The organism is Mucilaginibacter sp., from assembly GCF_036383575.1.
In the GTDB taxonomy this organism is placed as follows: Bacteria; Bacteroidota; Bacteroidia; order Sphingobacteriales; family Sphingobacteriaceae; genus Mucilaginibacter.
Window position 1 is genome coordinate 1 of the sequence record NZ_DASVOB010000079.1, and the last position, 24663, is coordinate 24663.

The following is a 24663-nucleotide window of genomic DNA, read 5'->3' on the forward strand; positions in this document are numbered from 1 at the left end:
CAGCTTTTTACATGAGCGGATAGCAAAAGCCAAAGAGTTAGAAGTTGAGCTGATCCATTCAAAAGAACTTGCCGAAAAAGCGGCCATGGCCAAAGCGCAGTTCCTGAGTGTCATGAGCCATGAGATCCGTACGCCAATGAACGCGGTTATCGGTTTTACTCACCTGCTTATCCATCAGGACCCCAAGCCAGAGCAAAAGGAGTTTCTGAACTTTCTGAAGTTTTCGGCCGAAAACTTGTTGGTACTTATCAACGACATATTGGATTTCAGCAAGATAGAGGCAGGTGGCCTTGAGTTTGAAAGTGTTGACTTCAGCTTAACCGATCTGATCAAAAATATACGCCTTGCCCTCCTGCAAAAGGCAAATGAAAAAAACATCCAGATAAAATTGATGATGGATCAGGACTTACCCAATGCCATCATTGGCGATCCGGTACGTCTGGGCCAGATCCTCACCAACTTGATGAGCAATGCTGTTAAATTTACCCATAAAGGAAAAGTAACAGTAACCGCATCGTTAGCCAGCAGTACAGATGACTCATCAACCATTGATTTTGAAATAGCTGATACCGGTATAGGCATAACACCAGATAAAACTGATCATATTTTTGAAAGTTTTAGCCAGGCCAGTTCGGATACCACCCGCAAATACGGCGGCACAGGTTTGGGGCTAACTATTACCAAACGCCTGCTGCAATTACTTGGCAGCGACATTACCGTTGAAAGTGAATATGGCAAAGGCTCGGTATTCAATTTCAGTCTTACTTTTAAAAACAGTAAAAGACAATTGAACAGTACAGCCGATAGTGATGAGTTTTATCGCTTAAAAAGTCTTAAAGGTACGCGACTATTGATTGCCGAAGATAACCAGATCAACGTGATACTGGCAAAACAATTCATGAAACAGTGGGATGTTGAATGTGATGTGGCCGAAAACGGCGAAATTGCTTTAATGCTGGTGCAAACCCACGACTATGATATGGTTTTAATGGACCTGCAAATGCCCGAAATGGATGGCTACCAGGCTACCCGCGCCATACGCGAGCTACCGGGCAATAAATACAAAAATCTGCCCATTATAGCCCTTACCGCATCAGCTATGCTTGATATCCAGGATATGGCATTTACCGTTGGCATGAACGATTACGTAAGCAAGCCTTTTAACCCCAACGAATTGCACCGCAAAATTGAGTTGTACAGCAGGCAAAAAGAAAGTGTTTAAGATCGTTTCCCTTTTGGCATACCGCCTGCAAACAAATACATAACTTACTCTTTAAAAGAAACTTACAAACAAAACACATTAACAGTTCCCTTTTTTGAAAAACAGATACGCCGAAGCGTGAAAATTTTCTTACTTTTGTATCCCGTACAGAAACAATTGGTCGCGGTATAAAAGCCCGGCCATTTTCAAAAAAAATCATGACTAAATATATTTTTGTTACGGGCGGTGTTACCTCATCGTTAGGAAAAGGTATCATCTCTGCTTCTTTAGCCAAACTCCTTCAATCTCGCGGTTACCGTGTAACCATCCAAAAATTTGATCCCTATATCAATATCGATCCGGGAACACTTAACCCTTATGAACACGGTGAATGTTACGTTACCGAAGATGGTGCCGAAACCGATCTTGACCTTGGTCACTACGAGCGTTTCCTGAACACTCCTACTTCAAAAGCCAACAACATCACTACCGGCCGCATTTACCAAAATGTAATTAATAAAGAGCGCGAAGGAGCTTTTTTAGGAAAAACTGTACAGGTAGTACCCCACATTACCGACGAAATAAAAAGAAACTTCCGCATACTTGGTGAAAACGGCGAATATGACATCGTGATCACCGAATTGGGCGGCACTGTAGGCGATATTGAATCGTTACCATATATTGAGGCTGTTAGGCAGTTCCGCTGGGAAATTGGCTCGGCCAACTCACTGGTTATTCATCTTACACTGGTACCTTTCCTTGCAGCAGCAGGCGAATTGAAAACCAAACCAACGCAGCACTCGGTAAAAATGTTATTGGAGTACGGTATTCAGCCAGATATCCTGGTTTGCCGTACCGAACACCACCTTACCAATGATATCCGCAAAAAGATCGCACTATTCTGTAACGTAAACATCAACGCGGTTATTGAATCAATAGATGCTCCAAGTATTTATGACGTGCCTTTATTGATGCTTAAAGAACAGCTTGACAAAACTGTACTTACTAAATTAAAGCTTCCGCACAAAAACGAACCAAGCCTCGAAAACTGGAAAGAGTTTCTTGGTCGCCTCAAAAACCCAACTGCCGATGTACGCATTGCTCTGGTTGGTAAATATGTTGAGCTACCGGATGCCTATAAATCAATTACCGAAGCCTTTATCCATGCCGGCGCTAAACAGGAATGCAAAGTAAGGATCGAATATATCCCTTCAGAGCAGTTAACACCCGAAAATGCTGTTGAAAAGCTAAAGGGTATGCACGGTGTATTGGTTGCTCCTGGCTTTGGCGAGCGCGGTTTTGAAGGCAAGATTCAGGCTATCCGCCATGTGCGCGAAAATAATATCCCGTTCTTTGGTATTTGCTTAGGCATGCAATGTGCCGTAGTTGAGTTTGGTCGTAACGTTTTAGGGCTTGAAGGTGCCAACAGTACTGAAATGAACCCTGAAACTGAATACCCTGTTATCGGTATGATGGAAGATCAGAAAAACATCACCAATAAAGGCGGTACCATGCGTTTAGGCGCTTATCCTTGTGATATCAGAAAAGGCTCAAAAGCTGCTTTAATATATGGAAAAACCCATATTTCTGAAAGGCACCGCCACCGTTATGAGTTTAATAATGACTACCTTAAGCAATACGAGGCTGCTGGCCTTACCCCATCTGGCATAAATCCTGACAATGGCCTGGTGGAAATAGTTGAGCTGAAAAACCACCCATTTTTTGTGGGTTCACAATTTCACCCCGAATTAAAATCAACAGTTGCTAATCCGCACCCACTTTTTATTAACTTTGTCGCCGCTTCGCTGGCATATGCCCGCAAAAAATAAGTAATTGTACGATAATTAGATAATGGATAAAAATACGTTTACAGGATTATTCCTGATCATGGCGATCATTGCCGGCTCGATATACTTTTTAAAGCCATCAGAAGCCGACCTTAAAAAAGAGCGCGAAGTGCAGCACCAGGATTCGCTGAAAAAAGCTGGTGTAGCTGCAAGTGCCGCTGCTGCCAAAGCCACGGCAAAGTTTGATACCGCCAAAACAGTCAAAGTTGATTCGGCTTTATTAAAAATGCCTTTCGGTGCCGCATCTGTTGGTAAAGAAGAGTTTGTTACCATCGAAAATAAAGAGTTACTTATTAAATTAAGCACCCAGGGCGGTAAAGTAGCCTCGGTTGAATTAAAGAACTACAAAACTTTTGATAAAAAGCCTTTAATACTTTTCAGCGGTGACAATAGCCAATTTGGTTTGAAGTTCGCTGCCGGAGTTGCCAATATCAATACTAACAACTATTATTTTACACCAAGTGCAAAAGCTCTTACCGTAGCCGAAAAGGATTCAGGTTCAGTTACCCTGCGTTTAAGCTATAGCCCTACACAGTATATCGATTACGTTTATACATTAAAAGGCGAAGGTTTCAAACTTGGATTAACTATCAAGCCTACCGGCCTTGATGGCGTTATTGCCAACAGCAGTGCCTTTAACCTTAACTGGGCCACCACCCTGCACAAACAGGAAAAAGACATTAAGATGGAGCGTCAGTATTCAACGGTATATTATTACAATACCGATGGCGACGTTGATTATCTGAGCGAAACCAAAGATGATCAAAAGACCATTAGCGATAAAAAAATGGCATGGGTTGCTTTCAAACAGCATTTCTTTTCAAATGTGCTGATTGCTAAAGGTGGTATTGCCAAAACAGATATTGCTGTTGCTACAGATTTTAACGATACTACCAATGTAAAACAAATGAAGGCCGACCTGTCGCTTACCCGCGGCACAGATGGTTCATTGCCTTTGGAGTTTTACTTTGGCCCTAACCGTTTTAATACCCTTAAAGATCAGGGCCACGACCTTGACAAAATGGTAAACCTTGGCTGGGGACCGTTAAAATACATCAACCGTTTTGCCGTATTACCGGTATTTAACTTCCTTAACAAGTTTAACTGGAACTATGGTTTGATCATTCTTGTATTAACTGTATTGCTTAAACTGGTATTATCACCACTTACTTACAAATCATACCTTTCAATGGCTAAAATGCGTGTGCTGAAGCCCGAAATGGATGAGATCAAAGCTAAAGTTGGTGAAGATAACCCTACCCTGTTACAACAAGAATATCTTAAACTGTACAAAAAGGCAGGTGTTAACCCATTAGGCGGATGTTTGCCGTTGCTGATCCAGATGCCGATAGTTATTGCGTTCTTCCGCTTTTTCCCGAGCTTATTTGAGCTAAGGGGCGAAAGCTTCCTGTGGATGCATGACCTTTCAACCTATGATTCCGTTATCAAATTTGCTCCTATAGCGTTCCTTGGTGGCGTTAATCACATTAGCTTAATGTGTTTACTGATGACAATTTCAACGTTGATCTATACTTATTTCAACAACCAGATCTCGGGTGCTACAGGTCAAATGAAATATATTGGTTACATCACTCCTCTGGTGTTCCTTTTCACACTGAACAGCTACCCTGCCGGTTTGAACTATTATTACTTTTTGGCCAACATGTTCACCTTTTTACAACAATACCTGATCAAGTTCATGGTTGATGATAAAAAGATCCATGCCCAGATCCAGGAAAACAAAAAGAAACCTGAAGATACGAAGAAGAAAAAATCAGGCTTTGGCGCTAAAATGGAAGAGATGATGCGCCAGCAACAGCAAATCCAGTCTAAAAAGAAGTCGTAATTTTTTAGTCAGAAGTCCGCAGTCGGAAAGTCCGGAAGATATTGAAACCCCTGGGAATTGCATTCCCGGGGGCTTTTGCATTAACGCTTATCTTCCATCCTCAAATTAACACCAATTTTTCTCAAACCAAAAACTTTCGGACCGCGGACTTTCGGACTTGCTGACTTTTTTAAATCAAACTAATATAATTAGCAAAATTGTATTACATTTGAGATATCATGTATGCAATTGTCGATATAGAAACCACCGGGGGCCATGCCAGCGCCAATGGCATCACCGAGATAGCCATATGCATACATGATGGCAAAAAAGTAGTTAAACGGTTCGAAACGCTTATTAATCCACAGCGTGACATCCCCATTTATATCAGCGCCTTAACCGGTATCACCAACGAGATGGTAAGGGATGCCCCTCCTTTTGAGGATGTGGCTGCAGATATTTATCACCTCATTCACGGGAAGATCTTCGTTGCCCACAATGTAAATTTTGATTTTTCTTTTGTTCGATATCACCTCGCAGCTACCGGGTATGATCTGCAAACCAATAAACTATGTACTGTAAGACTTGGCCGTAAAATATTGCCGGGACTGCCGTCATACAGCCTGGGCCGGTTATGCAAACATTTAGGTATCGATAACCAAAGCCGTCACCGTGCTATGGGCGATGCCGAAGCTACCGCCGAACTGTTCACCTTACTGCTGAACAGCGATACTGACAACCATATTAAGCAATCACTTAAGCAAGGTTCAAAAGACCAGGTACTGCCGCCCAATCTATCAAAAAAAGATATAGACCAGTTGCCTTATACACCGGGTGTATATTACTTTCATGATCAAAAAGGCAAAGTAATATACGTAGGCAAGGCTAAAAACCTTAAAAAACGGGTAAGCAGCCATTTTACAGGCAATAACCCAGGGTTTCAGCGGCAAGAATTTCTGCGTAATATACACCAGATCAGCCACCAGGTTTGCGGCACGGAACTCATTGCTTTTGTGCTGGAAGCCATTGAGATCAAACGCCTATGGCCTAAATACAATCGCTCATTAAAACGTTTTGAAAACGCTTTCTGCCTTTATGCTTTTGAAGATCAGCGTGGCTATATCAGGCTGGCGGTTGATAAATATCGTAAATACAGCGACCCAATATATACCTGTAACTCCCTGCTTGATGGATATAACCTGCTCAACAAACTGATAGAGACGTTTGACCTGTGCCCTAAGCTTTGTTTTATTCAAAAAAACAATGATCTATGCACCAGTGCAGCCGGAAGCAGCTGCGCCTGCGAAGGTGTTGAACCTCCGGAAAGTTATAATGAGAAGGTAAACAATGCCATCGATCAGCTCAAGCAAGCTTTACCAACCTATGCTATCAGGGATGAAGGCCGTACCGGCGATGAACACAGCTGTATTTTGGTTGAGAAAGGTCAATTTTATGGTATGGGCTATATTTCCCATTATTTTGATGCCGATAACGTGCAACAACTCAAAAGCTATCTTACCCCCTACCCCGGGAATGATTATATCAAAAATATTGTAGCTACTTATGCCTCCAAATATCCTGATAGGATGGTGGTGTTTGGGTAGGTTAACTTTAAAGCTTTATCTTTCAATGGCGCAAGTCTTGTGTGGTGGGCAGCAGAGGGGGTGACTTGTGACCAGGCCCGAATTTATTGAATTAAAAGAATTTTAAAAGGGTTGAGTTTTATTAACCCAAGCCTTTTACTTTGTTAATCAAAACCCTCCCCCTTTAGGAGACTGCAGGCTCAAATATTTATCAAACCATTCAATATAGCGTTGTAACCTGTCAACCTGGTAACTGGGTATAGTAATGCCATGATACTGACCGGGGTAAAGTACCATTTGTGTTGGCACGCCTTGTGACCTAAGCGCCTCATACATTTGTTCGCCCCCACCCGTAGGTACGTTAAAATCTTTTAAACCAGACATGAACTGGGTAGGCGTTTTTATTTTATCGGCATGAAAAAACGGATACGACAATTTGATGTATTTATCGGCATTTTTCCAGGGAGCACCAAGTTCGTTATCATACTGCATTACCCATTGATCTGATCCGTAAATGGCTAACTGCAATGCGCTGCCTGCCCCGCTCGATGCTGCTTTAAACCGGGGATCTGTGGCTATGGTATAATCGGTAAGGATTCCGCCGTAACTCCAACCACCAATACCCAAACGGTCTTTATCGGCAATACCAAGTTTAACCAGTTCGTCTACTGCACCCAGTAAGTCTTTTACTTCTTTGTTTCCCCAATCGGCATATATAGCTTTAGTATATTCGATACCACGGCCGGTGCTGCCCCGGTAATTTACTGCTGCTACGGCATAACCGGCGCATGCCAGCGTTTGCCTGATGTCATCAAATTCAAACTCGTCCTGATCTGTAGGGCCACCATGAATGTAAAGGATAAATGGCATTTTCTTAGTTACAACGCTATCAGGGGTGTACAAAATGCCCGAAACCAGCGTCCCATCGCTGCTGAACGACTGGAAACCTTTTACATAAGCCAACTTAACTTCACTAAGCCATTTGTCCTGGTGAAAAGTTAAGCGGCGGACTTTCCCGTTTTCAATAGCTACCAGTTCATGCGGCATATAAGGTGTGCTCATCTTCCCTACCCATACGCCCAACGAATGGCCAATCATATCAGAAAAACTACATTCGTTGCCTTTATAAACAAGAACAGATTTGCGGGTAAGCAGGTTATACCTATTGATATAACGAATCCTGTCACTGCTTACCACGTATTCCAGGTCTTTGCCGTCCTTGCTCCAGGCAATATTGCTAACAGGCCTATCCAACTGATCAGTTAATGGCCGATTGTTTTTTCCGTCGGCATCCATCAGGAATAAGACATCATGCTGATAAATGAAATAATCAGCATCACTTGTTGAGCGGAGATAAGCTATCTTTTTACCATCCGGGCTCCATATCGGGTTAATATCGTGGCCGGTAAAGATAGTAAGCTGCTTAGGCTCGGCACCTGGTTTGGCCTCTATTGTAAAAATATCTGTATTTTCATTCCGGTCGGGGTCGGCAGTGTGATTACTTACATAGGCAATAGTTTTTCCGTCGGGGCTCCACTGCGGCGAACTATCGTCCATTCCACCATTGGTTAATGTATCCAGTTTTTTAGAAGCTACATCATAAAGATATAAGTGTGAGTGCAGGTGTTGCAGATACCCTTCAATGTCTTGTTTAAAATGATAGCGGTCTATTTTGATTGGCGGGGTAGTTTTGGGCGCTTCCTTTCCTTTATTTTCAGGATCTTTAATGATCAGCGCCAACCTTTTACTATCCGGCGACCACTCATATTCTTCAAGCTCTCCCTTTATATCGGTGAGTTTATGCCCCTCTCCTCCACGTCTGTCCATCATCCAAACCTGCCCCCCGCTTTTTGAATCTTTTTCAGACAAATACGAAATAAACTTACCATCCGGCGTCCACTTTGGAGTAGATGCGGGTTCATCACCATAAGTAAGCTGAATGGATTGCTTGCCGTCAAAACTCTGCATCCATAAATGCGACACGCGTTTATCCTTAGCCGTATCTACTTCAGATAATTCATAAACTACCCATTTACCATCGGGCGATAACTGCGGAGCCATCAGCGTTGGCTGTTTATACAGATCAGCGGGCTTGAGCGGCTTTTTTGTTGTTTGAGCCATCAAAGGCAAAGAAATCACCCCTCCTAAAATCAACAGAAAATATTTCATAAAACACGATAAAAAAGCCCCCTTTTAGGGCATAAAATATTATTTTTTCAAATACTTATCATACCATTCCACATAGCGCTGCAACCTGTCTACCTGGTAGCTTGGTTTAGTAAGGCCATGAAATTGGTTAGGATATAATATCAATTCGGTTGGGATGCCCTGTGTACGCAATGCTTCATACATTTGCTCGCTGCCGATGGTAGGCACATTAAAATCCTTCAGACCAGACATAAATAATACCGGTGTTTTGATTTTATCGGCATGAAAAAACGGATACGAGATCTGGATCCATTTATCGGCATTTTTCCACGGCACGCCTATTTCATTTTCATACTGTAACACATACTGATCGCTGCCGTAAACCGAAAGCTGTAATGCGCTGCCTGCCCCACTGGCCGCCGCTTTAAAGCGGGTATCAGATGCTATGGTATAATCGGTAAGGATGCCACCGTAACTCCAGCCCCCTATACCCAGTTTATCAGGATTGGCAATGCCTAATTTTTCTAACTCATCAACCGCGCCAAGCAAATCTTTAACTTCTTTATTTCCCCAATCAGCATAAATGGCTTTACAATAATCAATGCCACGGCCATTACTGCCCCTGTAATTTACCGCTGCTACAGCATAACCGGCTGCCGCCAGCGTTTGTCTTGTAGCGTCGAAACTAAACTCGTCCTGCCCTACCGGGCCTCCGTGAATGAACAGGATCAATGGATATTTTTTATTAGGAACGCTATCAGGCGTTAAAACAATACCCGATACTTTTGTACCGTCGGCACTTGTTGATTCAAACCCTTTGGCATAAGCCAGTTCTACCGTATTTAACCATTCATCGTGATGAAAGGTAAGCCTGCGCAACTTTTTGTCTTCCAGGGCAAATAATTCGGCTGGTGTGTATGGATCTGTCTTTTGCACTATCCAGTTTCCCGAAAGGTTGGTGGCTATGTCATTAAAAACATAATCACCTTTATTTATTGTAGTGATCTTTCCACTGTTGATGTTGATATTGGCCAGGTAGCGGGTGCGGTCGTCAGTTACTATAAATACGATGTTCTTACTGTCTTTAGCCCAGGTTTGCGCACCGGCGGGACGGTCAAGCTGCAGGGTAAGCGGTTTATTATTTTGCCCTACAACATCCATAATGCACACTACATTTTGATCATACATCATATAGTCAGCATCGCTGGTTGAGCGCAGGTAAGAGATGTACCTGCCATCAGGGCTCCATTGCGGGTTGCCGTCTCTACCCTTCCAGGTGGTAAGCTGCAGCATACTGGCACCAGGCCGGGCATCGATAGTGAAAATATCTGTGTTTTGATTTTTGTCGGGATCGGCACTCCGGTTGCTTACAAAGGCGATGGTCTTGCTATCCGGCGACCATACCGGCGAACTCTCATCTTTATCACCCCTGGTTAATGTATCCAGTTTTTTTGTTGCTACGTCAATTAAATACAGGTGGCTATGCAAGTGCTGAAGGTAACCTACAATATCCTGTTTAAAATGATAACGATCAACAACTATAGGTTTGGGCGTTTTAGGCTCTTCCTTGCCTTTATTTTCGGGGTCACCTATCACCATTACCAACCGCTTGCCGTCAGGGCTCCAGGCGTAATCGTCCAGATCGCCTTTAATATTGGTTAGCTTTACGCCTTCTCCACCCCGGCGGTCGATCAACCAAACCTGCGAACCTGTTTTTGAATCGCGCGAAGAAAGGAACGACAGGTATTTACCGTCCGGGCTCCAGCGTGGCGATGAAGCGGCTTCATCACCATGGGTAAGTTCAATAGATTCCTTACCATCATAACTCTGCATCCATAAATGAGACACACGGCGATCTTTTGCGGTATCAACTTCCGATACACTATAGGCTACCCACTTACCATCAGGCGACAACTGCGGGTCGCTTACCGTGGGAATCCGATAAACATCAGCTGGTTTTAGAGGCTTTTTTTGTTGGGCAGATACGGTACAAACAGCAGAAAGCGTGAGTATAATGAGTAAGGCTCGCTTCATAAATGATGTATTTTGATAGAGCCCGTAATTTAGTAAAAGAACCTTGATTTTCGGGGTAAAAGGATTGCCACGGTTTTGTTATAAAATTGGGGCATATTAATGCAAGGAGATTTACAAACTTATGCTGCACGTTAATTCCGCAACGCTAAATATACACAGCGGAGGTTTTAATCTGCCAAATCTCAACTCCATTTTCACTAACCGGATAATTTGTGTTAATTAGGATCATGTCTGCAAAATTCAAACTTCTGTTCATTATCTGTCTTTGTTTATCCGCTCTCGATAGTTACGCCCAGACTCCATCCATCAGCAATAACTACCAAACCGAAGCCGGTGTGCCCAAACTAAACATCGAACGGGCGATGATCTACTCGCCGGATAAAGAATGGCTATATAACCATCATGCGTCCATCATTCATTTTAAAGACCGCTTTGTTGCGATATGGAGCAATGGGATGATTGATGAGGATTCGCCGGGGCAAAGGGTTGTTTATGCAACGTCTAAGGATTTCAAACATTGGTCGGCACCTACTGTGCTGGCGTCACCCGGCAAGATCAACGACACCCTTACGGTACTCACTGCAGCCGGGCTGTACCAATATAAAGGAACTTTAGTTGCCTATTACGGCGATTACGACAAACACCGTCAAAACACCCACTTACGGGCTAAAACCAGTACCGATGGCGAACATTGGAGTGAACCGCTTGATATGCATTTACCTGTTGTGCCTAACCATGGTCCAGAGCTTACAAACAGCGGCAGACTGATCATTAGTGGTAATTTTACTTTCCCTTATACAGACGATCCCCGCGGGCTCTCGGGCTGGAAGCTGAGCAGCTTTTACCCGGATTCACTTTATAAGCAGGATAACCCTGCTATGTTTTATACTCCGGCAGCAAAATCAGGTTTACCGCCACTGTGCGAGGGGGCATTTTTTCAAACCGACGATAGCATTTTACATATGCTGCTCAGGGTAACGGGTAAAGGCTGGAAAGGTCATTTATGGCTTACCGAAAGCAAAGATAAGGGCGGCAGTTGGTCGCGGCCGGCGGAGGCTCCTTTTTCGGATAATGACAGTAAATTTCATTTCGGCAGGTTGCCGGATAAACGTTTTTATTATGTAGGCATCCCGGATACCCTGCACCATTACGACCGTAATCCGTTGGTGCTCTCCCTATCAAAAGATGGTAAAAGCTTTGATAAAAATTATATCATAGCTAACGAGCTGTATCATCTCAAAAAAGAGGGCTTGTGGAAAGGCGGACAATATGGATATCCGCATACTATCATTTATAACGGTTATTTATATGTGATCATTTCGAGGCAAAAAGAGGCTATTGAAACGTTAAGATTTAGTTTAAAGCAACTAAAATAAATTCACTGACTGCTTAAAAAAACGGCGTATTTTGTACTAAAACAATTACGCCGTTTTTTCATTTCAATAAACAGCCATGCCGTATTATCCTTAGGCTAATTGTTATATCATATCACTTTAAATTTAAGCCTACCTGCTCATGAAACCAACACGCGATACTGCTTATCTTACCATTGCCACATCGATAGTAAGCGCATTGGCGCTCTTATTGACCTATTCAACACAAAACCTAACGCTCAACTTTCCGCCTGTTTTCAGGTATTTATCTTCATTTATTCATGTGATCTGTTTTACCTGGCTAATGATATTCGTGGTAAGTATCTTAAAGTACTCCAATGAGAAACCATTTATCATCAACACTTTTATTATCTATTTAATTTACAGCTTGCTATTGGGACTTACCAATATCACGATCGGTTTATTTAACATACCTGTAGAAAAGATATTGATATTTTATACGGCAAACGGATTTGTTAATCTGTTGGCTGTAATATCCCTTGTAGTTATGGTCTTTTCGCTGCGTCCGACAGAGTTCAGGCTGCCTCTGCGCGTTTTTGCCTTCAGTGAGTTATTTATCCTGTTGTTTTATACCGCCATGCCACCACTACTGGTTTTATCAGGAAATTCTGATTATCGCATTTACATCAGGTATCTCGGCCTTGTTTATTTGGTTATCCCCGCTGTGGGGTTATACATAGCGGTAACTGCATTAAATGTTATTAATAAACAACTATGGCAAAAACCGCTTTCCCAAACGGAAAACCCTGATTGGCCTCCGTACAACAAACCCAACCTGTAACTTTTTTTGCTTAACTTCATCTAACAAGCAAAAACAGCTACATAAACCTTAATAAATGCTAAGCATCCGCAATATTGTTAAACAATACGCCGGTCACCGTGCGCTGAGTGATGTAAGTTTGGAAGTCGAAAGCGGGCAGATCTTCGGTCTGCTTGGCCCTAATGGCGCCGGCAAAACTTCGCTTATCCGTATTGTTAACCAAATCACTGCGCCTGATTCGGGCGAGATCTATTTCAACGGCGAAAAACTCAACCAATCGCATATTGAACGCATAGGTTACCTACCCGAAGAACGCGGCCTGTACAAAAAAATGGAGATAGGCGAACAAATGATCTACCTGGCCCGCCTCAAAGGGTTAAGCCGTGCAGAAGCACAAAAACGCCTCAAGTTTTGGTTCGAAAAGCTGGGTATGGAAACCTGGTGGAAGAAGAAAATAGAAGAACTATCAAAAGGTATGCAGCAAAAAGCCCAGTTTGTGGCAACTGTACTGCATGAACCAGACCTGATCATATTAGATGAGCCCTTCAGCGGGTTTGACCCTGTAAATGCCGAACTGATCAAAGATGAGATCCTCGAGCTCAACGAAAAAGGCGCTACCATTCTGTTCTCTACCCACCGCATGGAATCAGTCGAAGAACTTTGCGATGCTATTGCCCTCATTCATCAATCGTACAAGATATTGGATGGCAAGGTTAAGCATATCCGTAACTCCTACCGAAACGAAACTTATTTTGTAGAATATGCAGGTGAACATATAAACTTTGATGGTAGCCAGCCTTTTGAAGTTGTTAACGAAACCAATAATGACGATGCCAGCTATACCATCAAAATAAAATTAACCAGTGGGTATAACTCAAACGATGTTTTACAATACCTGATACCAAAAGCCCGGGTAAATATGCTACAGGAAGTGATACCCAGCATGCATGAGATCTTCATTGAAAAAGTTAACCTAAACTCAACCAGCCATGAATAAAGTGTTGCTTATTATACAGCGCGAGTACCTTACCCGTGTGCGTAAAAAATCATTCATCATCATGATATTCGTGGTGCCGCTGCTGATATTTATCATGGGCGTGGTTATAAAAATGGTTGCCGAGAACAGCGATAAATTATCCTCCTTACAAACTGTTAATGTGATTGATAAAAGCGGCGATTTCGCGAATAAATTCCATGATGTTACGAATGTAAAGTTCACTTATGCCCTTACCGACCTTAAATCATCTAAACAGTTACTAAAGGACAGCGAGGGGATCTCTATTTTGTATATCCCCGTAAATTATATGCAGAAAGATTCGGTACAGATTTTTTCCAAAAAGAAAGCGTCTATCCCCCTTTCCGAAGAAATTGAGAAACAGATCAGTGATATCGCTTTTTCAAACAACCTTGTGAAGCATCATATCGACACTGCACTTCTGCGTAATATCAAAAGAGCCAACATATCGGTAAATGCTATTGAAATTTCAGATAAGGGCGATAAGAACGCCAATATCGGTGCCAATATCCTGATCGGGATTGCCTGTGCCATACTCATTTACATATCCTTGTTTATATATGGCGGGCAGGTAATGCGAGGAGTCATCGAAGAAAAAACTAACCGTATTATTGAAGTGGTCATATCATCGGTAAAACCCTTTCAGCTTATGCTGGGCAAGATCATTGGCGTTGGCTTAGTTGGCTTAACGCAATTCGGAGCATGGATTATTTTGTCTATAATATCTACTAAAATCGCGGGGCACACACTTAATTCGCCGGCCAGCCCAATGACAAGTGCACTTGCAGTATTGCAAACCATCCCGTTTGGCTATATCATGGGCTGCTTTATATTTTATTTTTTAAGCGGTTACCTTTTATACGCTGCCCTTTTTGCAGCTGTAGGCTCGGCGGTTGACAGCGAAACAGAAACCCAGCAGTTCATGTTCCCGATAACCATGCCTTTGTTATTTACCTATATTCTGGCAGTATCGGTGCTGTTCCGTGCACCCGACAGTCCGCTGGCAGTATGGCTTTCTATCATTCCGTTTACAGCCCCTGTAGCTATGATGGTACGGATCCCGTTTGGTCCACCACCCTGGCAGGTGGCTTTATCTATGAGTTTGATGGTGATCGGCTTTTTATTTACTACCTATGTCGCTGCGCGGATCTATCGTGTGGGCATATTGATGTATGGCAAAAAAGCAAGCTATAAAGAATTGATTAAGTGGTTCTTTTATAAAGAATAGTTTTTTGATTGCGAATATCGAATGTCCGATTTCGGATTTACTGAATAAAATCCCCGGGAATAGTTAAACAATTTCGGGGATTATTTATTTTAGCTGCATGAGTAAACGCGTTGCAGTAATGGACCTGGGTACAAATACCTTCCATTTATTGATTGCCGAGGGTGAGATCCATAGCTACCGGGAAATTGTTCACGTTACTGAAGCTGTAAAATTAGGCGAAGGCGGCATCAATAAGGGTTACATTTTACCCGAAGCCTTTCAGCGCGGCGTAAATACCATGCAACGCTTTCATCAACTCATTGAAGCCAACAATGTTACCAGTGTAAGGGCAATAGCTACTTCGGCACTGCGAAGTGCCTCAAACGGAAAGGATTTCATTAAAGAGGTCGAGGCCAAAACAGGCATCGCCATCGAGATCATTGACGGCGAACAGGAAGCGGCGTTTATTTACAATGGAGTAAAATTAAGCGGTTGCCTATCGGCTAAAAACTCGCTCATTATGGATATTGGTGGCGGGAGTGTAGAGTTCATTTTAGGCAATATCGATAAGATCCTGTGGAAACAGAGCTTTGAAGTTGGCGCTGCCCGTCTCATGAATCAGTTTCATCATACCGATCCTATTCCTCCGGCTTCTATCGAGGCCATGAATTTATATTTGGAGGATACCCTGAACGATATGTTCATTGCCACTGCTGATATGGAGATCGATACCCTTGTCGGCTCCTCAGGGGCATTTGAAACATTTGCCGGGCTCATAGAAACGGGAAAAGCCAAAGCATTTGATCTGAAAAGCATCCAGCATTATGATTTTGATGAGGAAGAGTTGTTAATTATCACCAATAAGCTCATTCTTTCGAGTCATAAAGAGAGGGCTGCCAATAAAGGTATCATACCTGTCCGGGTGGATATGATCGTATCGGCATCCTTAGTTACTCGTTTTATTACGCATGCGTTAGATATTCATAAAGTGAGCATGTGTACCAATTCATTAAAAGAAGGGGTTTTGGCGGGGATATTGGGATAAATTAAAGCCCGTTGATGCTTAACATACCCACACAGGTTGAAAACCCTATAATTAAAACAAGCAAGCCACCTAAAAACCAACTCCATTTACGGTAGTATAATGCAAGTATGCTACAAACTACTACCTGGCAAATCATTAACAATCCGGCAAATATCAAACCTCCGTTGATTAGCATAGTAAGCGAGGTATAAACGACAAATATCGCCAGATTAAGCCCTACTATCTTGAAATCGCCCGGCGGCTTCTTATCAGGAAGCTGATTCGGACGAGGTAATTGTTCTCCCTCCATCATACTAAAATTTCTCCTCTCAATTGTTCCAGGTATTCCCGCTTATCATCCCTGTAAAAAATGTTCATGGTTTCAAAAGGGATGATCTGCATATCTTTATTTACGATGTGTACACATGATTTTTTAATAGCCCGCACATCAAAGTTTTGCGCATCAATAAATTGCATAATGATCACCCTGAACAGGTTATCATAGCTTAAACTTGGTGCGTCAATTTCGGGCAGGCAACATAGCAATGAGTGCAGATGTTCTTTAGCCTTATCAACCGAGTTACCGGTGCTGAACATATTGAGCAGGTGGCCTTTCAAACGTTCATCGTTTTCATAAACAATAGTATTTTTCGAATTATCCAGCAGGTCATCCGGATTGATCATACGGGTTAGCGGGATCACCTCTCCGCCCAGTTTAAGAGCATACCCCATCACCAGCGCATCCGGATTACAAGGCACCGGGATCAGGTCGTTTTTATTAAAAATATTGGTTTGCTCCAATATGGCACTGCGTACTTCGGTGAGGGTATAGCGGTCAGTTTGCTCATTAAAATTCTCTAATCTGCCAGCCTGTTGTGTTGGTTGAAAAGTTACCCCACGAACACAGGGCTGCTTCAGCGCATATTCAATAATGGCCCCTAACTCATCGGTATTTAAACCTTTTTGTAAAGTAACCACCAGCGTTGTTGACAGATTGTACTTGTTAAGATTTTCAATAGCCTTTTGCCTTATCTCACGCAAATCTTCACCTCTCAACTGCTCCAATGCTTCTTTCTTAAATGAATCAAATTGCAGGTAGATCTCAAAATCGGGCATGTAAGTAGCCAGTCGCTTTACAAAACTCTCATCCTTGGCTATTCGGATACCATTGGTATTTACCATCAAATGCTTGATGGGTTTTGTTTTGGCGATATCCAGGATCTCAAAAAACTGGGGGTGCACAGTAGGTTCTCCACCGCTGATCTGTACTACATCAGGCTGGCCTTCATTCGCCACTACAACATTCAGCATTTGTTCAATTTCGGCTAAAGTGCGGTGCCTGCCATACGTGGGCGATGACATGGCATAGCAAGTTGGGCAGCTTAAATTGCACCTGTCTGTAACCTCTACAACAGTAAGACAAGAATGCTGCTCATGATCCTGGCAAAGACCACAATCATAAGGGCAGCCATAATGCGTTTTGGCATTGAACTTAAGCGGCATTTCACTGCGCTTGGCATAGTTGCGACAGTTTTTATAATATTCTACATCGGTGGCGATCAGTACCTTTTCAAAACCATGCTGACGGCAGTTTTTAAGCATGTAAACCTTATCATCCTCAAAAACAATTTTAGCGTCAACCCGGCGTAAACACGTAGAGCAAATGCTTAGCGTAAAATCATAATAAATATAGGGGCGTTCAGGCATGGTTTATAAACAGCTTTTTAGGATGTAGAAATACTTTATAATAATACAAAATACCGGCGATAGAAACTAACTGAATAACCGACAAACCGAAACCGAAAAAATAATCGGGCTTGATAAATTCAACCAGCAGCCTGAAAACAAGATAACTTGCCATAAATACTTTAAATTTTGCACCATCGGCGAAGCGGTGGCTTTGTTCAACAAGTTTTAGCAAGATCCAAAGCATCAGCCAGAATACAATTTCGTACAAATTAGTAGGGTGTCTGCGAATACCATCGCCAAAGTCAATGGCCCATGGCAGGTTGGAGGCTATGCCGTAAGTACCATCTTCCAGCCCTGCCAAAAAACATCCGGTACGCCCTATAACCATGGCCAGGATCAGTGGATAAACCATCAGATCGCCGGATGAAACGGTTACACTCAATCGCTTTTTGGTAAGCTCAACTCCAATCAACCCGCCGAGCATGCCACCTACTATAGTTTTATTGCCCATAAAGTAGATGATATTGAAATGCGAGGATAGCAAAGGCGGATTTTCAAAGATCCCTACAAGGTGCGAACCGATGAATGCACCTGCCGCGGCCCCGATAAAAATAATAAGCCTGTGATCGGTACTGATCTTATCAGCAAAATGTTTTCGCAACCAGGCATAATACCGGTAACCTAAAAAGTACGAGAGTGTCTCGCAAATAAAGTGTACGGGAATAGAGGAATTGCCTAAAGGTATATTTACAGGAAAGTGCAAGTTTAGCTTTTATAATAAAGCCCTAAAATATGTTTTTTATTTTATGCCATAGGCGATGAACAAAAGAATGGTGCACAAAGGCACCTCCTACTACAAATTGTTCAGTTAGCAGTTCCGGTTCCAATTCTATTTTTATCTGCGATCTGTCGGCTATATCGGCAAGCCTTATTTCCTGCGTTTTAAAACCGATAAAACTAACAACAAGGGTATCTGTCTCCGAAAGTTGCAAAAACTTAAATTCGCCATCAACACCAGTGCTTGTACTTTCACCGTTTTTACAACGGACTGTAGCACCGGGAATTGGAATATTACTTCCTTTTTCGGTTACCAGGCCTTTTACTAATATTTGACCACCGGTAGAAACAGGTATGCGCAAATTGCTTTTATGTTGAAACCCTCCCTGCTCAAGGTTGTGCCTGGTTTTGGCTTCGGCTTTTTCAAGTTGGGTTAAGCTTATTATTGCTACTGTCAGGATACCTATCAATGATACAGATCGCTTTTTACTTGCGCCAATGGCTGCGTTAATTTCAGTCATCTGCATTTGGCCAAATCTGCCGCAAACATTATCCTTTGCCGAAAGAAGTTTAATGATCTGATCATTGCTCATTACTGTAAAATCTGTAACCGTTTTGCAGCAGTGATCACAATAACGCCCCCCGTTAGCGGGCATCATCTGTTGCCATTGCTCGTGGCAAGGTTTAGGTATGCTGATTTGTTGAATAGACATTATACCAACATTTTAATTGATTAAATATATTAATTCATCCGGATGATTAAGCAGTTTATTACATGATGCTACCCAACATAAAATTCCATAATTATTTTTAACTTTTTTAACAAACCGTTTTCCGGGCATCCTTTGTATATTGGGTGCTTAAATACACACCATGAAATTAATATCTATCGGCATAGGTTTATTGTCGGTTTTAGCACTCGGCGCATCGGCGCAAAAAACGAAACTTAATCCCAACGACACTTCATCAAACTACAACCCGGCGGAGGCATTTTCGCCTATGTTTTATACCGAAAAAGGCAACGATTTCCATTCGGCCAATGGCGCTCCCGGAGCAAGGTACTGGCAAAACCGGGCAGACTATAACCTGAAAGTCACCCTCGATACCGTAAAGAAAACCATAAGCGGTACCGTAGTAATCAACTACACCAATAACAGCCCTGATGCCCTGCCATACCTTTGGCTGCAGCTTGATCAAAATACCTATAAGCAAGATGCCCGCTCCAACTTTTTTACCGACCGTACACCTGGCGCAGATCAGCACACCAGCGGCTACCAGATCGAGTCGGTATCGATTGATAATGGTGATGTGGTTAAAGCCGTGCCCTTTGTAATTACCGATGCCCGGATGCAGGTACGCCTTGCGCATCCGCTGCAAAAAGGAGCTATAAAGCTGCGCATTAATTATCACTATACCATCCCGGGGGCATTTGGAGGCCGCACCGACTATTGCGATACCAAAAATGGCAAGATCTATGAAATAGCCCAGTGGTTTCCGCGGATGTGTGTTTATGACGATAGCCACGGTTGGGATACCCTGCCATTTTTGGGCAGTGGCGAGTTTTATTTGGATTATGGCGATATCGATTATCAGGTTACCGTTCCATGGGATATGATCGTGGCCGGATCCGGCGAACTTCTTAACCCTAAGGAAGTGCTTACAGCTAAACAAGTAGCCCGTTTAGACCAGGCACGAAACAGCGACAAAACCGTAATGATCCGAGATTTGGCCGAGGTTAATGATCCGGCCAGTCGCCCGGTTAATAAAGGCACCTTAACCTGGCATTTTAAAATGCTCAATACCCGCGATGTGGCCTTTGGTGCATCAAAAGCTTATATCTGGGATGCAGCAAAAGTTAACCTGCCCGACGGCAAAAAATCATTGGCAATGAGCGTTTACCCAGCCGAAAGCTATGGCAACGACGCCTGGGGCAGGGCTACCGAATATCTCAAAAAGTCGATTGAATACTTTTCAGAAAAATGGTTTGTATATCCTTACCCGGTTGCTATTAACGAAGCCGGTATTGCCGGTGGTATGGAATACCCGGGTATTGTGTTTGACGGCATTACCGATAAAGGCAGCGTGCTCTACTGGGTAACCGCACATGAAATAGGCCATAACTGGTTCCCGATGATAGTAGGATCAAACGAACGTCGCTATGCCTGGATGGATGAGGGACTGAACACCTTTATCGATATTTATGCATCCGACGCGTTTAACAAAGGCGAATACGCCCCTAAACGGGATAGCGAATACGCCCCGGGCGGCGGTAACCCTGCCGATGAGATCATCCCGGCATTGCTTGACCCGCAATCGCCAAGCATTATGACGGCTCCTGATGCCATCCTCGAAAAATATCGTCACCCGCTTACCTATTATAAACCGGCATTTGGCTTGGTTTTATTGCGTGAGCAGATTTTAGGGAAAGACCGTTTTGACTACGCCTTTAAAAACTATATTAATCAGTGGGCATATAAACACCCGCAGCCTGATGACTTTTTCAGGTCAATGGAAAATGGTGCAGGCGAAGACCTTTGCTGGTTTTGGAAAGGCTGGTTTTACAATAACTGGCTGGTTGATATAGCTCTTATTGACGCTAAGTATGCCGGAAAGGATGCATCAAAAGGCATCACCATCAACGTAGTAAACAAAGAGCAGTTGCCGATGCCATTTACTGTTGAAGTAAAATTTAAAGACGGCAGCAAAAAACGCTTTTACCTGCCGGTTGAAACCTGGCTGCAATACAAGCAAATTACTTATACCCTGCCTACCACGCAGGAAGCCGAATCGGTAACCATTGATCCCGAAGCCGCCCTGCCTGATGTTAACCGCGGCAACAACAACCAAAAGGTTAAATAAAGCAAATACACCAGGTGTTCAATTTTTTTAGGACTGAACACCTGGTGTATTTTTCAAAAATAACAGATATTGATTATCAGACATTTGCATTTTCGGCAAAATAACGAATGAACACATATACCCTGATAATCAAAAACTTAAAAATTAGCAGTTTTAAAAGCTGAACACACATCTTTTAAAAGTTGAACACCCAGACCTTTCTCTCTTAAAGCATTCCGTACAACACTTCGCAACACCATCTTCAATTGAGTTATTTGGCCCAATTCTCCTAACAACGGCACAAAAATCCCACTCCAAACAGGAATATTTAAAAAAAATTGCCGTTTTGCGTTAATTAATTGCCCATCACTATAGGTTAACAACATGCTTATTGATTAAACCAACGGGGGAAAACATTCCCCAAACCGAGTAAATAATAATCAATAATTAAATTTCATCAATTTTCCATTTTCCCAATAAATAACCAAGTAGGGTACGCTATTCACAATACAAAAGCCATTTTGGCTTAAAATTCGTACTTTAACTGCATTTTTATTGATTCAGCACCATTATTGCAATTACTCCCCAAAACCTAATTAACTTGAAAACACAATTACTCTGCGTTTTATTTGCCGGATACCTGCTGTGCCTGGTTAACAGAGTTACGGCCCAGGAATACTACGACGGGACCAATACACCCAGACAATATTATTACAATAACCTGGAATCAGCTACAGCGGGTTCACCCTCAACATTTTTATCATCTGCAGGATCAACCCGTAATTCTTCATCAACAACAATTGACCTTGTTTCGGGCTCATCATTAAACTCATCCAAAAGCCTTTCGTCGGTAGGCCTTAGTGCCATAGGTTATCTTCGTTGGAATTTTATGAGCAGTTCAGCTTCGCCGGCCGGCCTTAGCCTCGCTAATAATACATGGGAGTGGGAATTCGATTATAAAAATGTAACCGGAGCCACAACCGCCGATCCGGCGGTTACCATGACTGCAAGTACGAGTTCAAGTACCGATTCATGGCGGTACTGGCTTATTGCCAATGCTTACACAACAAATACCAGTACCGATTATACCAAAGGCTTATACCTTACCCAAGCCGGTGGTAATTTAATATTAAGAGCAAAATATGGTACCGCTAATAATCAATATACCACTTACGCTACCATTTCATTGCCCAATAGCAGCACTACAACCTACCAAATCAGGGTTGTAAAGTCGGTTATTGGCTATTATTACATTTATATTTTAAACAGATCAACCAACACAACAACAACTACCGGCCCTGTTAACGTGGGTACCAGTGTGAGCGGTGTTGATTTAAACACGTACAATTACTCATACCTCGAATCATCTACTTCTGCCAGTAATCGTTTTCAATGGGACAATTTTAATTTTTATCAGCAAAAGGTTGACTATGTACCTATCACCAGCGCGGCAAATGGTATTACTACCGGCCCTATTTACGCTGGCCAAAGCGGTATTATACCGTATGGCGTAAATGTAAATGTTAGGGGAGATATTAATTTTGGCAGGTTAAGGTTCAATTCCTCAACCAATGGCCAGGCATTGTTTAGCAGCGGTACGCTTTACTATACGTACAATAGTGTTTTATCTGTGTCCACAGCTGCCGGATCAATAACCACAACATCCTTCAACAGCTCAAACACACAGCAAATGGATGTTAATCAATATTACTATTCGCCTGGTAATACCGACGGAAGCACCGCCAACGTAGTTAACTTTTTTATTGTAGCCACCACGCAAAACCCCTTTTTTACCGGTTATCCAAGCACCATATCCTTTTCGGTAAGTAGTGCCGCGGCCGATGACTTTCAAAGTTTTTATACTTCGGGGTATTTTCCATTTTCGGGGGCATCAAGTACAACAGGCGCAACAATAACTGCCGGTGCCGTATACGATTGGACGGGCGCTTCAGACTCAAATTGGAACAACACGGCCAACTGGAGTCCGGCAACGGTACCTACGGGCAATAATTCGGCGCGTATTGGCGTAAACGCGTTAACCGGTAATAAAAGTTATCCTATTATCAGCCCGGGCGGGGCTACTTCGGTAGGTAATATATTGTTTGGAACCGAAAATTCAACGACCACCACATTGGCCGTTAATACACCTTTTGCGGTTAGCGGGAATATTTCTGTAACGTCGGCCATACCTTCCAATGTCGCGTACACCCTCGGCTTATCCGGCACGTCCACTTTAACAGTTTCTGGTTCGCTCAATATTGGCGACGGTGTAACCCTCCCTTCAGGCAATAATGCAACATTTGCAATGAACTCTACCATCAACCAGTTAAACATAGCCGGCAATATCAACTTAAACTCTGTCATATCAAACGGCCAAAGAAACTTTAACGCAACTCTTAATATAACAAGCGGTATTGTAAGCACTTCAGCTGTAACTACAAGTAACCAAGCGGGCAATGGAAGCAACAGCAACACCTCTACAATTAGCGTTAGCGGAACCGGAACATTAAAACTAACCGCTGCATCTGCACTTGGTTCTCTTTCAACTGTAGGCACAAATGTTGTTTCCTTTAATAACAGTGGAGCAACTGTTGAATATTCAGGCGATTCGCAAACAGTATATACATCTTCACCAATAACTGGGCTTTCGGGTGGCGTTTCCTATAATAACCTCAAACTTTCGGGTACCGGGACAAAAACCGCTGGTACTGCATCGGGCGGTGCGTTAACAATTGGTAATGATTTTACAACCTCGGCTACAACCAGCCTTGACACCTACAACCCCACAGTTACTGTAGGCGGCAACTGGAGCAACTCGGCTAATGTAACACAAGGCAGCGGTAACATAGCGGTAACCGGAAATTACACCAATACCGCAAATACGCTCAAACTTGGCTCAGGCAGTATGTTTGTTACCGGAAATTTCACCAACACTGCAGGTACTATCACAGGCAGCACGTCAACTGCGAGCCTGGCTATAAGCGGCGCGTTAAGTAATAGTGGTACCATTACCGGTAATGCACAAGCCATAGCAGTATCAGGCAGTGCTACCAACAATTCGATATTTACAGCAGGTTCAGGCACAGTTACCATAGCAGGTGCTTACAGCAATACTTCAACAGGGACATTTACGGTAACAACCGGTATTGTAAATTACAACGGCGATTACAGCAATACAGGTATTTTTACGGCCGGTACAGGCATGGTTAATTTTACCAAAGCGGGCACCCAGGCTCTTTTTGATAACAGTACAAGTGGCAGTACTTTTAACAACGTTACTGTTGGCAACAGCGGAACCAAAACTATGTCGGCTTCGGGCAC

At 42.9% G+C, this 24663-nt stretch carries 18 protein-coding genes; 11 read left to right on the forward strand and 7 right to left on the reverse strand.

Translation table 11 applies throughout. The annotated features are described in order from the left end of the window. The 4 genes from VF500_RS02835 to VF500_RS02850 all read left to right on the forward strand — a co-directional run. Positions 1-1222 (forward strand): ATP-binding protein (locus VF500_RS02835; RefSeq protein ID WP_330858222.1); only part of this gene is annotated, 1222 nt, incomplete at its 5' end. 197 nt (positions 1223-1419) lie between these two features. After that, on the forward strand, positions 1420-3030 hold the full coding sequence (locus VF500_RS02840; RefSeq protein ID WP_330858223.1) for a CTP synthase: 1611 nt from the start codon (positions 1420-1422) through the stop codon (positions 3028-3030). Positions 3031-3052: 22 nt separating this feature from the next. Next, on the forward strand, positions 3053-4894 hold the full coding sequence (yidC, locus tag VF500_RS02845) for a membrane protein insertase YidC (protein WP_330858224.1): 1842 nt from the start codon (positions 3053-3055) through the stop codon (positions 4892-4894). A 218-nt stretch (positions 4895-5112) separates the two neighbouring features. Beyond that, entirely contained in the window at positions 5113-6477 is a 1365-nt protein-coding gene (locus VF500_RS02850) for an exonuclease domain-containing protein (RefSeq protein ID WP_330858225.1), read from the forward strand. Positions 6478-6624: 147 nt separating this feature from the next. Here VF500_RS02850 and VF500_RS02855 read toward each other — a convergent pair whose 3' ends face one another. Together VF500_RS02855 and VF500_RS02860 are read right to left on the reverse strand one after the other, a co-directional pair. Next, positions 6625-8625: a S9 family peptidase gene (locus VF500_RS02855; RefSeq protein ID WP_330858226.1), complete on the reverse strand. Its 2001-nt coding sequence runs from the start codon at positions 8623-8625 to the stop codon at positions 6625-6627. Between the two features lie 39 nt (positions 8626-8664). Further along, positions 8665-10638 carry a S9 family peptidase gene (locus VF500_RS02860; RefSeq protein WP_330858227.1) on the reverse strand — a complete coding sequence of 658 codons (1974 nt, stop codon included), beginning with the start codon at positions 10636-10638 and terminating at the stop codon, positions 8665-8667. A gap of 227 nt (positions 10639-10865) precedes the next feature. Here VF500_RS02860 and VF500_RS02865 point away from each other — a divergent pair, with 227 nt between their 5' ends. From VF500_RS02865 to VF500_RS02885, 5 genes are all read left to right on the forward strand, one after another. Continuing rightward, positions 10866-12014: an exo-alpha-sialidase gene (locus VF500_RS02865; protein WP_330858228.1), complete on the forward strand. Its 1149-nt coding sequence runs from the start codon at positions 10866-10868 to the stop codon at positions 12012-12014. Between the two features lie 139 nt (positions 12015-12153). After that, a complete protein-coding gene (locus tag VF500_RS02870) occupies positions 12154-12813 on the forward strand; it encodes a hypothetical protein (protein WP_330858229.1) in 660 nt (219 codons plus the stop codon). A gap of 55 nt (positions 12814-12868) precedes the next feature. After that, complete coding sequence (locus VF500_RS02875; protein WP_330858230.1) at positions 12869-13789, forward strand: ATP-binding cassette domain-containing protein; 921 nt, start codon at positions 12869-12871, stop codon at positions 13787-13789. Continuing rightward, on the forward strand, positions 13782-15035 hold the full coding sequence (locus VF500_RS02880; protein WP_330858231.1) for an ABC transporter permease: 1254 nt from the start codon (positions 13782-13784) through the stop codon (positions 15033-15035). The genes VF500_RS02875 and VF500_RS02880 overlap by 8 nt, the downstream gene beginning before the upstream one ends. Positions 15036-15132: 97 nt before the next feature. Beyond that, positions 15133-16059: an exopolyphosphatase gene (locus VF500_RS02885; protein WP_330858232.1), complete on the forward strand. Its 927-nt coding sequence runs from the start codon at positions 15133-15135 to the stop codon at positions 16057-16059. Position 16060: 1 nt separating this feature from the next. Here the strand turns inward: VF500_RS02885 and VF500_RS02890 are convergent, their stop codons facing one another. From VF500_RS02890 to VF500_RS02905, 4 genes are read right to left on the reverse strand one after another with little or no spacing between them, the layout of a single operon-like run. Further along, a complete protein-coding gene (locus tag VF500_RS02890) occupies positions 16061-16351 on the reverse strand; it encodes a hypothetical protein (protein WP_330858233.1) in 291 nt (96 codons plus the stop codon). Beyond that, complete coding sequence (locus VF500_RS02895; protein ID WP_330858234.1) at positions 16348-17745, reverse strand: radical SAM protein; 1398 nt, start codon at positions 17743-17745, stop codon at positions 16348-16350. The genes VF500_RS02890 and VF500_RS02895 overlap by 4 nt, the downstream gene beginning before the upstream one ends. Further along, on the reverse strand, positions 17738-18490 hold the full coding sequence (locus VF500_RS02900) for a prolipoprotein diacylglyceryl transferase (RefSeq protein ID WP_330858235.1): 753 nt from the start codon (positions 18488-18490) through the stop codon (positions 17738-17740). The genes VF500_RS02895 and VF500_RS02900 overlap by 8 nt, the downstream gene beginning before the upstream one ends. A gap of 22 nt (positions 18491-18512) precedes the next feature. Further along, entirely contained in the window at positions 18513-19217 is a 705-nt protein-coding gene (locus tag VF500_RS02905) for a carboxypeptidase-like regulatory domain-containing protein (protein ID WP_330858236.1), read from the reverse strand. Between the two features lie 160 nt (positions 19218-19377). Between VF500_RS02905 and VF500_RS02910 the strand changes: the two genes are divergently transcribed. After that, on the forward strand, positions 19378-21363 hold the full coding sequence (locus VF500_RS02910) for a M1 family metallopeptidase (protein ID WP_330858237.1): 1986 nt from the start codon (positions 19378-19380) through the stop codon (positions 21361-21363). 137 nt (positions 21364-21500) lie between these two features. Here VF500_RS02910 and VF500_RS02915 read toward each other — a convergent pair whose 3' ends face one another. Then, the gene (locus VF500_RS02915) at positions 21501-21728 is read right to left on the reverse strand and encodes a hypothetical protein (RefSeq protein WP_330858238.1); all 228 of its coding nucleotides are present in this window, start codon (positions 21726-21728) and stop codon (positions 21501-21503) included. 215 nt (positions 21729-21943) lie between these two features. Between VF500_RS02915 and VF500_RS02920 the strand changes: the two genes are divergently transcribed. After that, on the forward strand, positions 21944-24663 hold a 2720-nt coding region (locus tag VF500_RS02920), incomplete at its 3' end, for a hypothetical protein (RefSeq protein ID WP_330858239.1).

Bases quoted from the DNA above. Each gene is read 5' to 3' on its own strand.
- VF500_RS02840 (WP_330858223.1), top strand. From the start codon at position 1,420: ATGACTAAATATATTTTTGTTACGGGCGGTGTTACCTCATCGTTAGGA.
- yidC (WP_330858224.1), top strand. From the start codon at position 3,053: ATGGATAAAAATACGTTTACAGGATTATTCCTGATCATGGCGATCATT.
- VF500_RS02850 (WP_330858225.1), top strand. From the start codon at position 5,113: ATGTATGCAATTGTCGATATAGAAACCACCGGGGGCCATGCCAGCGCC.
- VF500_RS02855 (WP_330858226.1), bottom strand. From the start codon at position 8,625: ATGAAATATTTTCTGTTGATTTTAGGAGGGGTGATTTCTTTGCCTTTG.
- VF500_RS02860 (WP_330858227.1), bottom strand. From the start codon at position 10,638: ATGAAGCGAGCCTTACTCATTATACTCACGCTTTCTGCTGTTTGTACC.
- VF500_RS02865 (WP_330858228.1), top strand. From the start codon at position 10,866: ATGTCTGCAAAATTCAAACTTCTGTTCATTATCTGTCTTTGTTTATCC.
- VF500_RS02870 (WP_330858229.1), top strand. From the start codon at position 12,154: ATGAAACCAACACGCGATACTGCTTATCTTACCATTGCCACATCGATA.
- VF500_RS02875 (WP_330858230.1), top strand. From the start codon at position 12,869: ATGCTAAGCATCCGCAATATTGTTAAACAATACGCCGGTCACCGTGCG.
- VF500_RS02880 (WP_330858231.1), top strand. From the start codon at position 13,782: ATGAATAAAGTGTTGCTTATTATACAGCGCGAGTACCTTACCCGTGTG.
- VF500_RS02885 (WP_330858232.1), top strand. From the start codon at position 15,133: ATGAGTAAACGCGTTGCAGTAATGGACCTGGGTACAAATACCTTCCAT.
- VF500_RS02890 (WP_330858233.1), bottom strand. From the start codon at position 16,351: ATGATGGAGGGAGAACAATTACCTCGTCCGAATCAGCTTCCTGATAAG.
- VF500_RS02895 (WP_330858234.1), bottom strand. From the start codon at position 17,745: ATGCCTGAACGCCCCTATATTTATTATGATTTTACGCTAAGCATTTGC.
- VF500_RS02905 (WP_330858236.1), bottom strand. From the start codon at position 19,217: ATGTCTATTCAACAAATCAGCATACCTAAACCTTGCCACGAGCAATGG.
- VF500_RS02910 (WP_330858237.1), top strand. From the start codon at position 19,378: ATGAAATTAATATCTATCGGCATAGGTTTATTGTCGGTTTTAGCACTC.
- VF500_RS02915 (WP_330858238.1), bottom strand. From the start codon at position 21,728: ATGTTGTTAACCTATAGTGATGGGCAATTAATTAACGCAAAACGGCAA.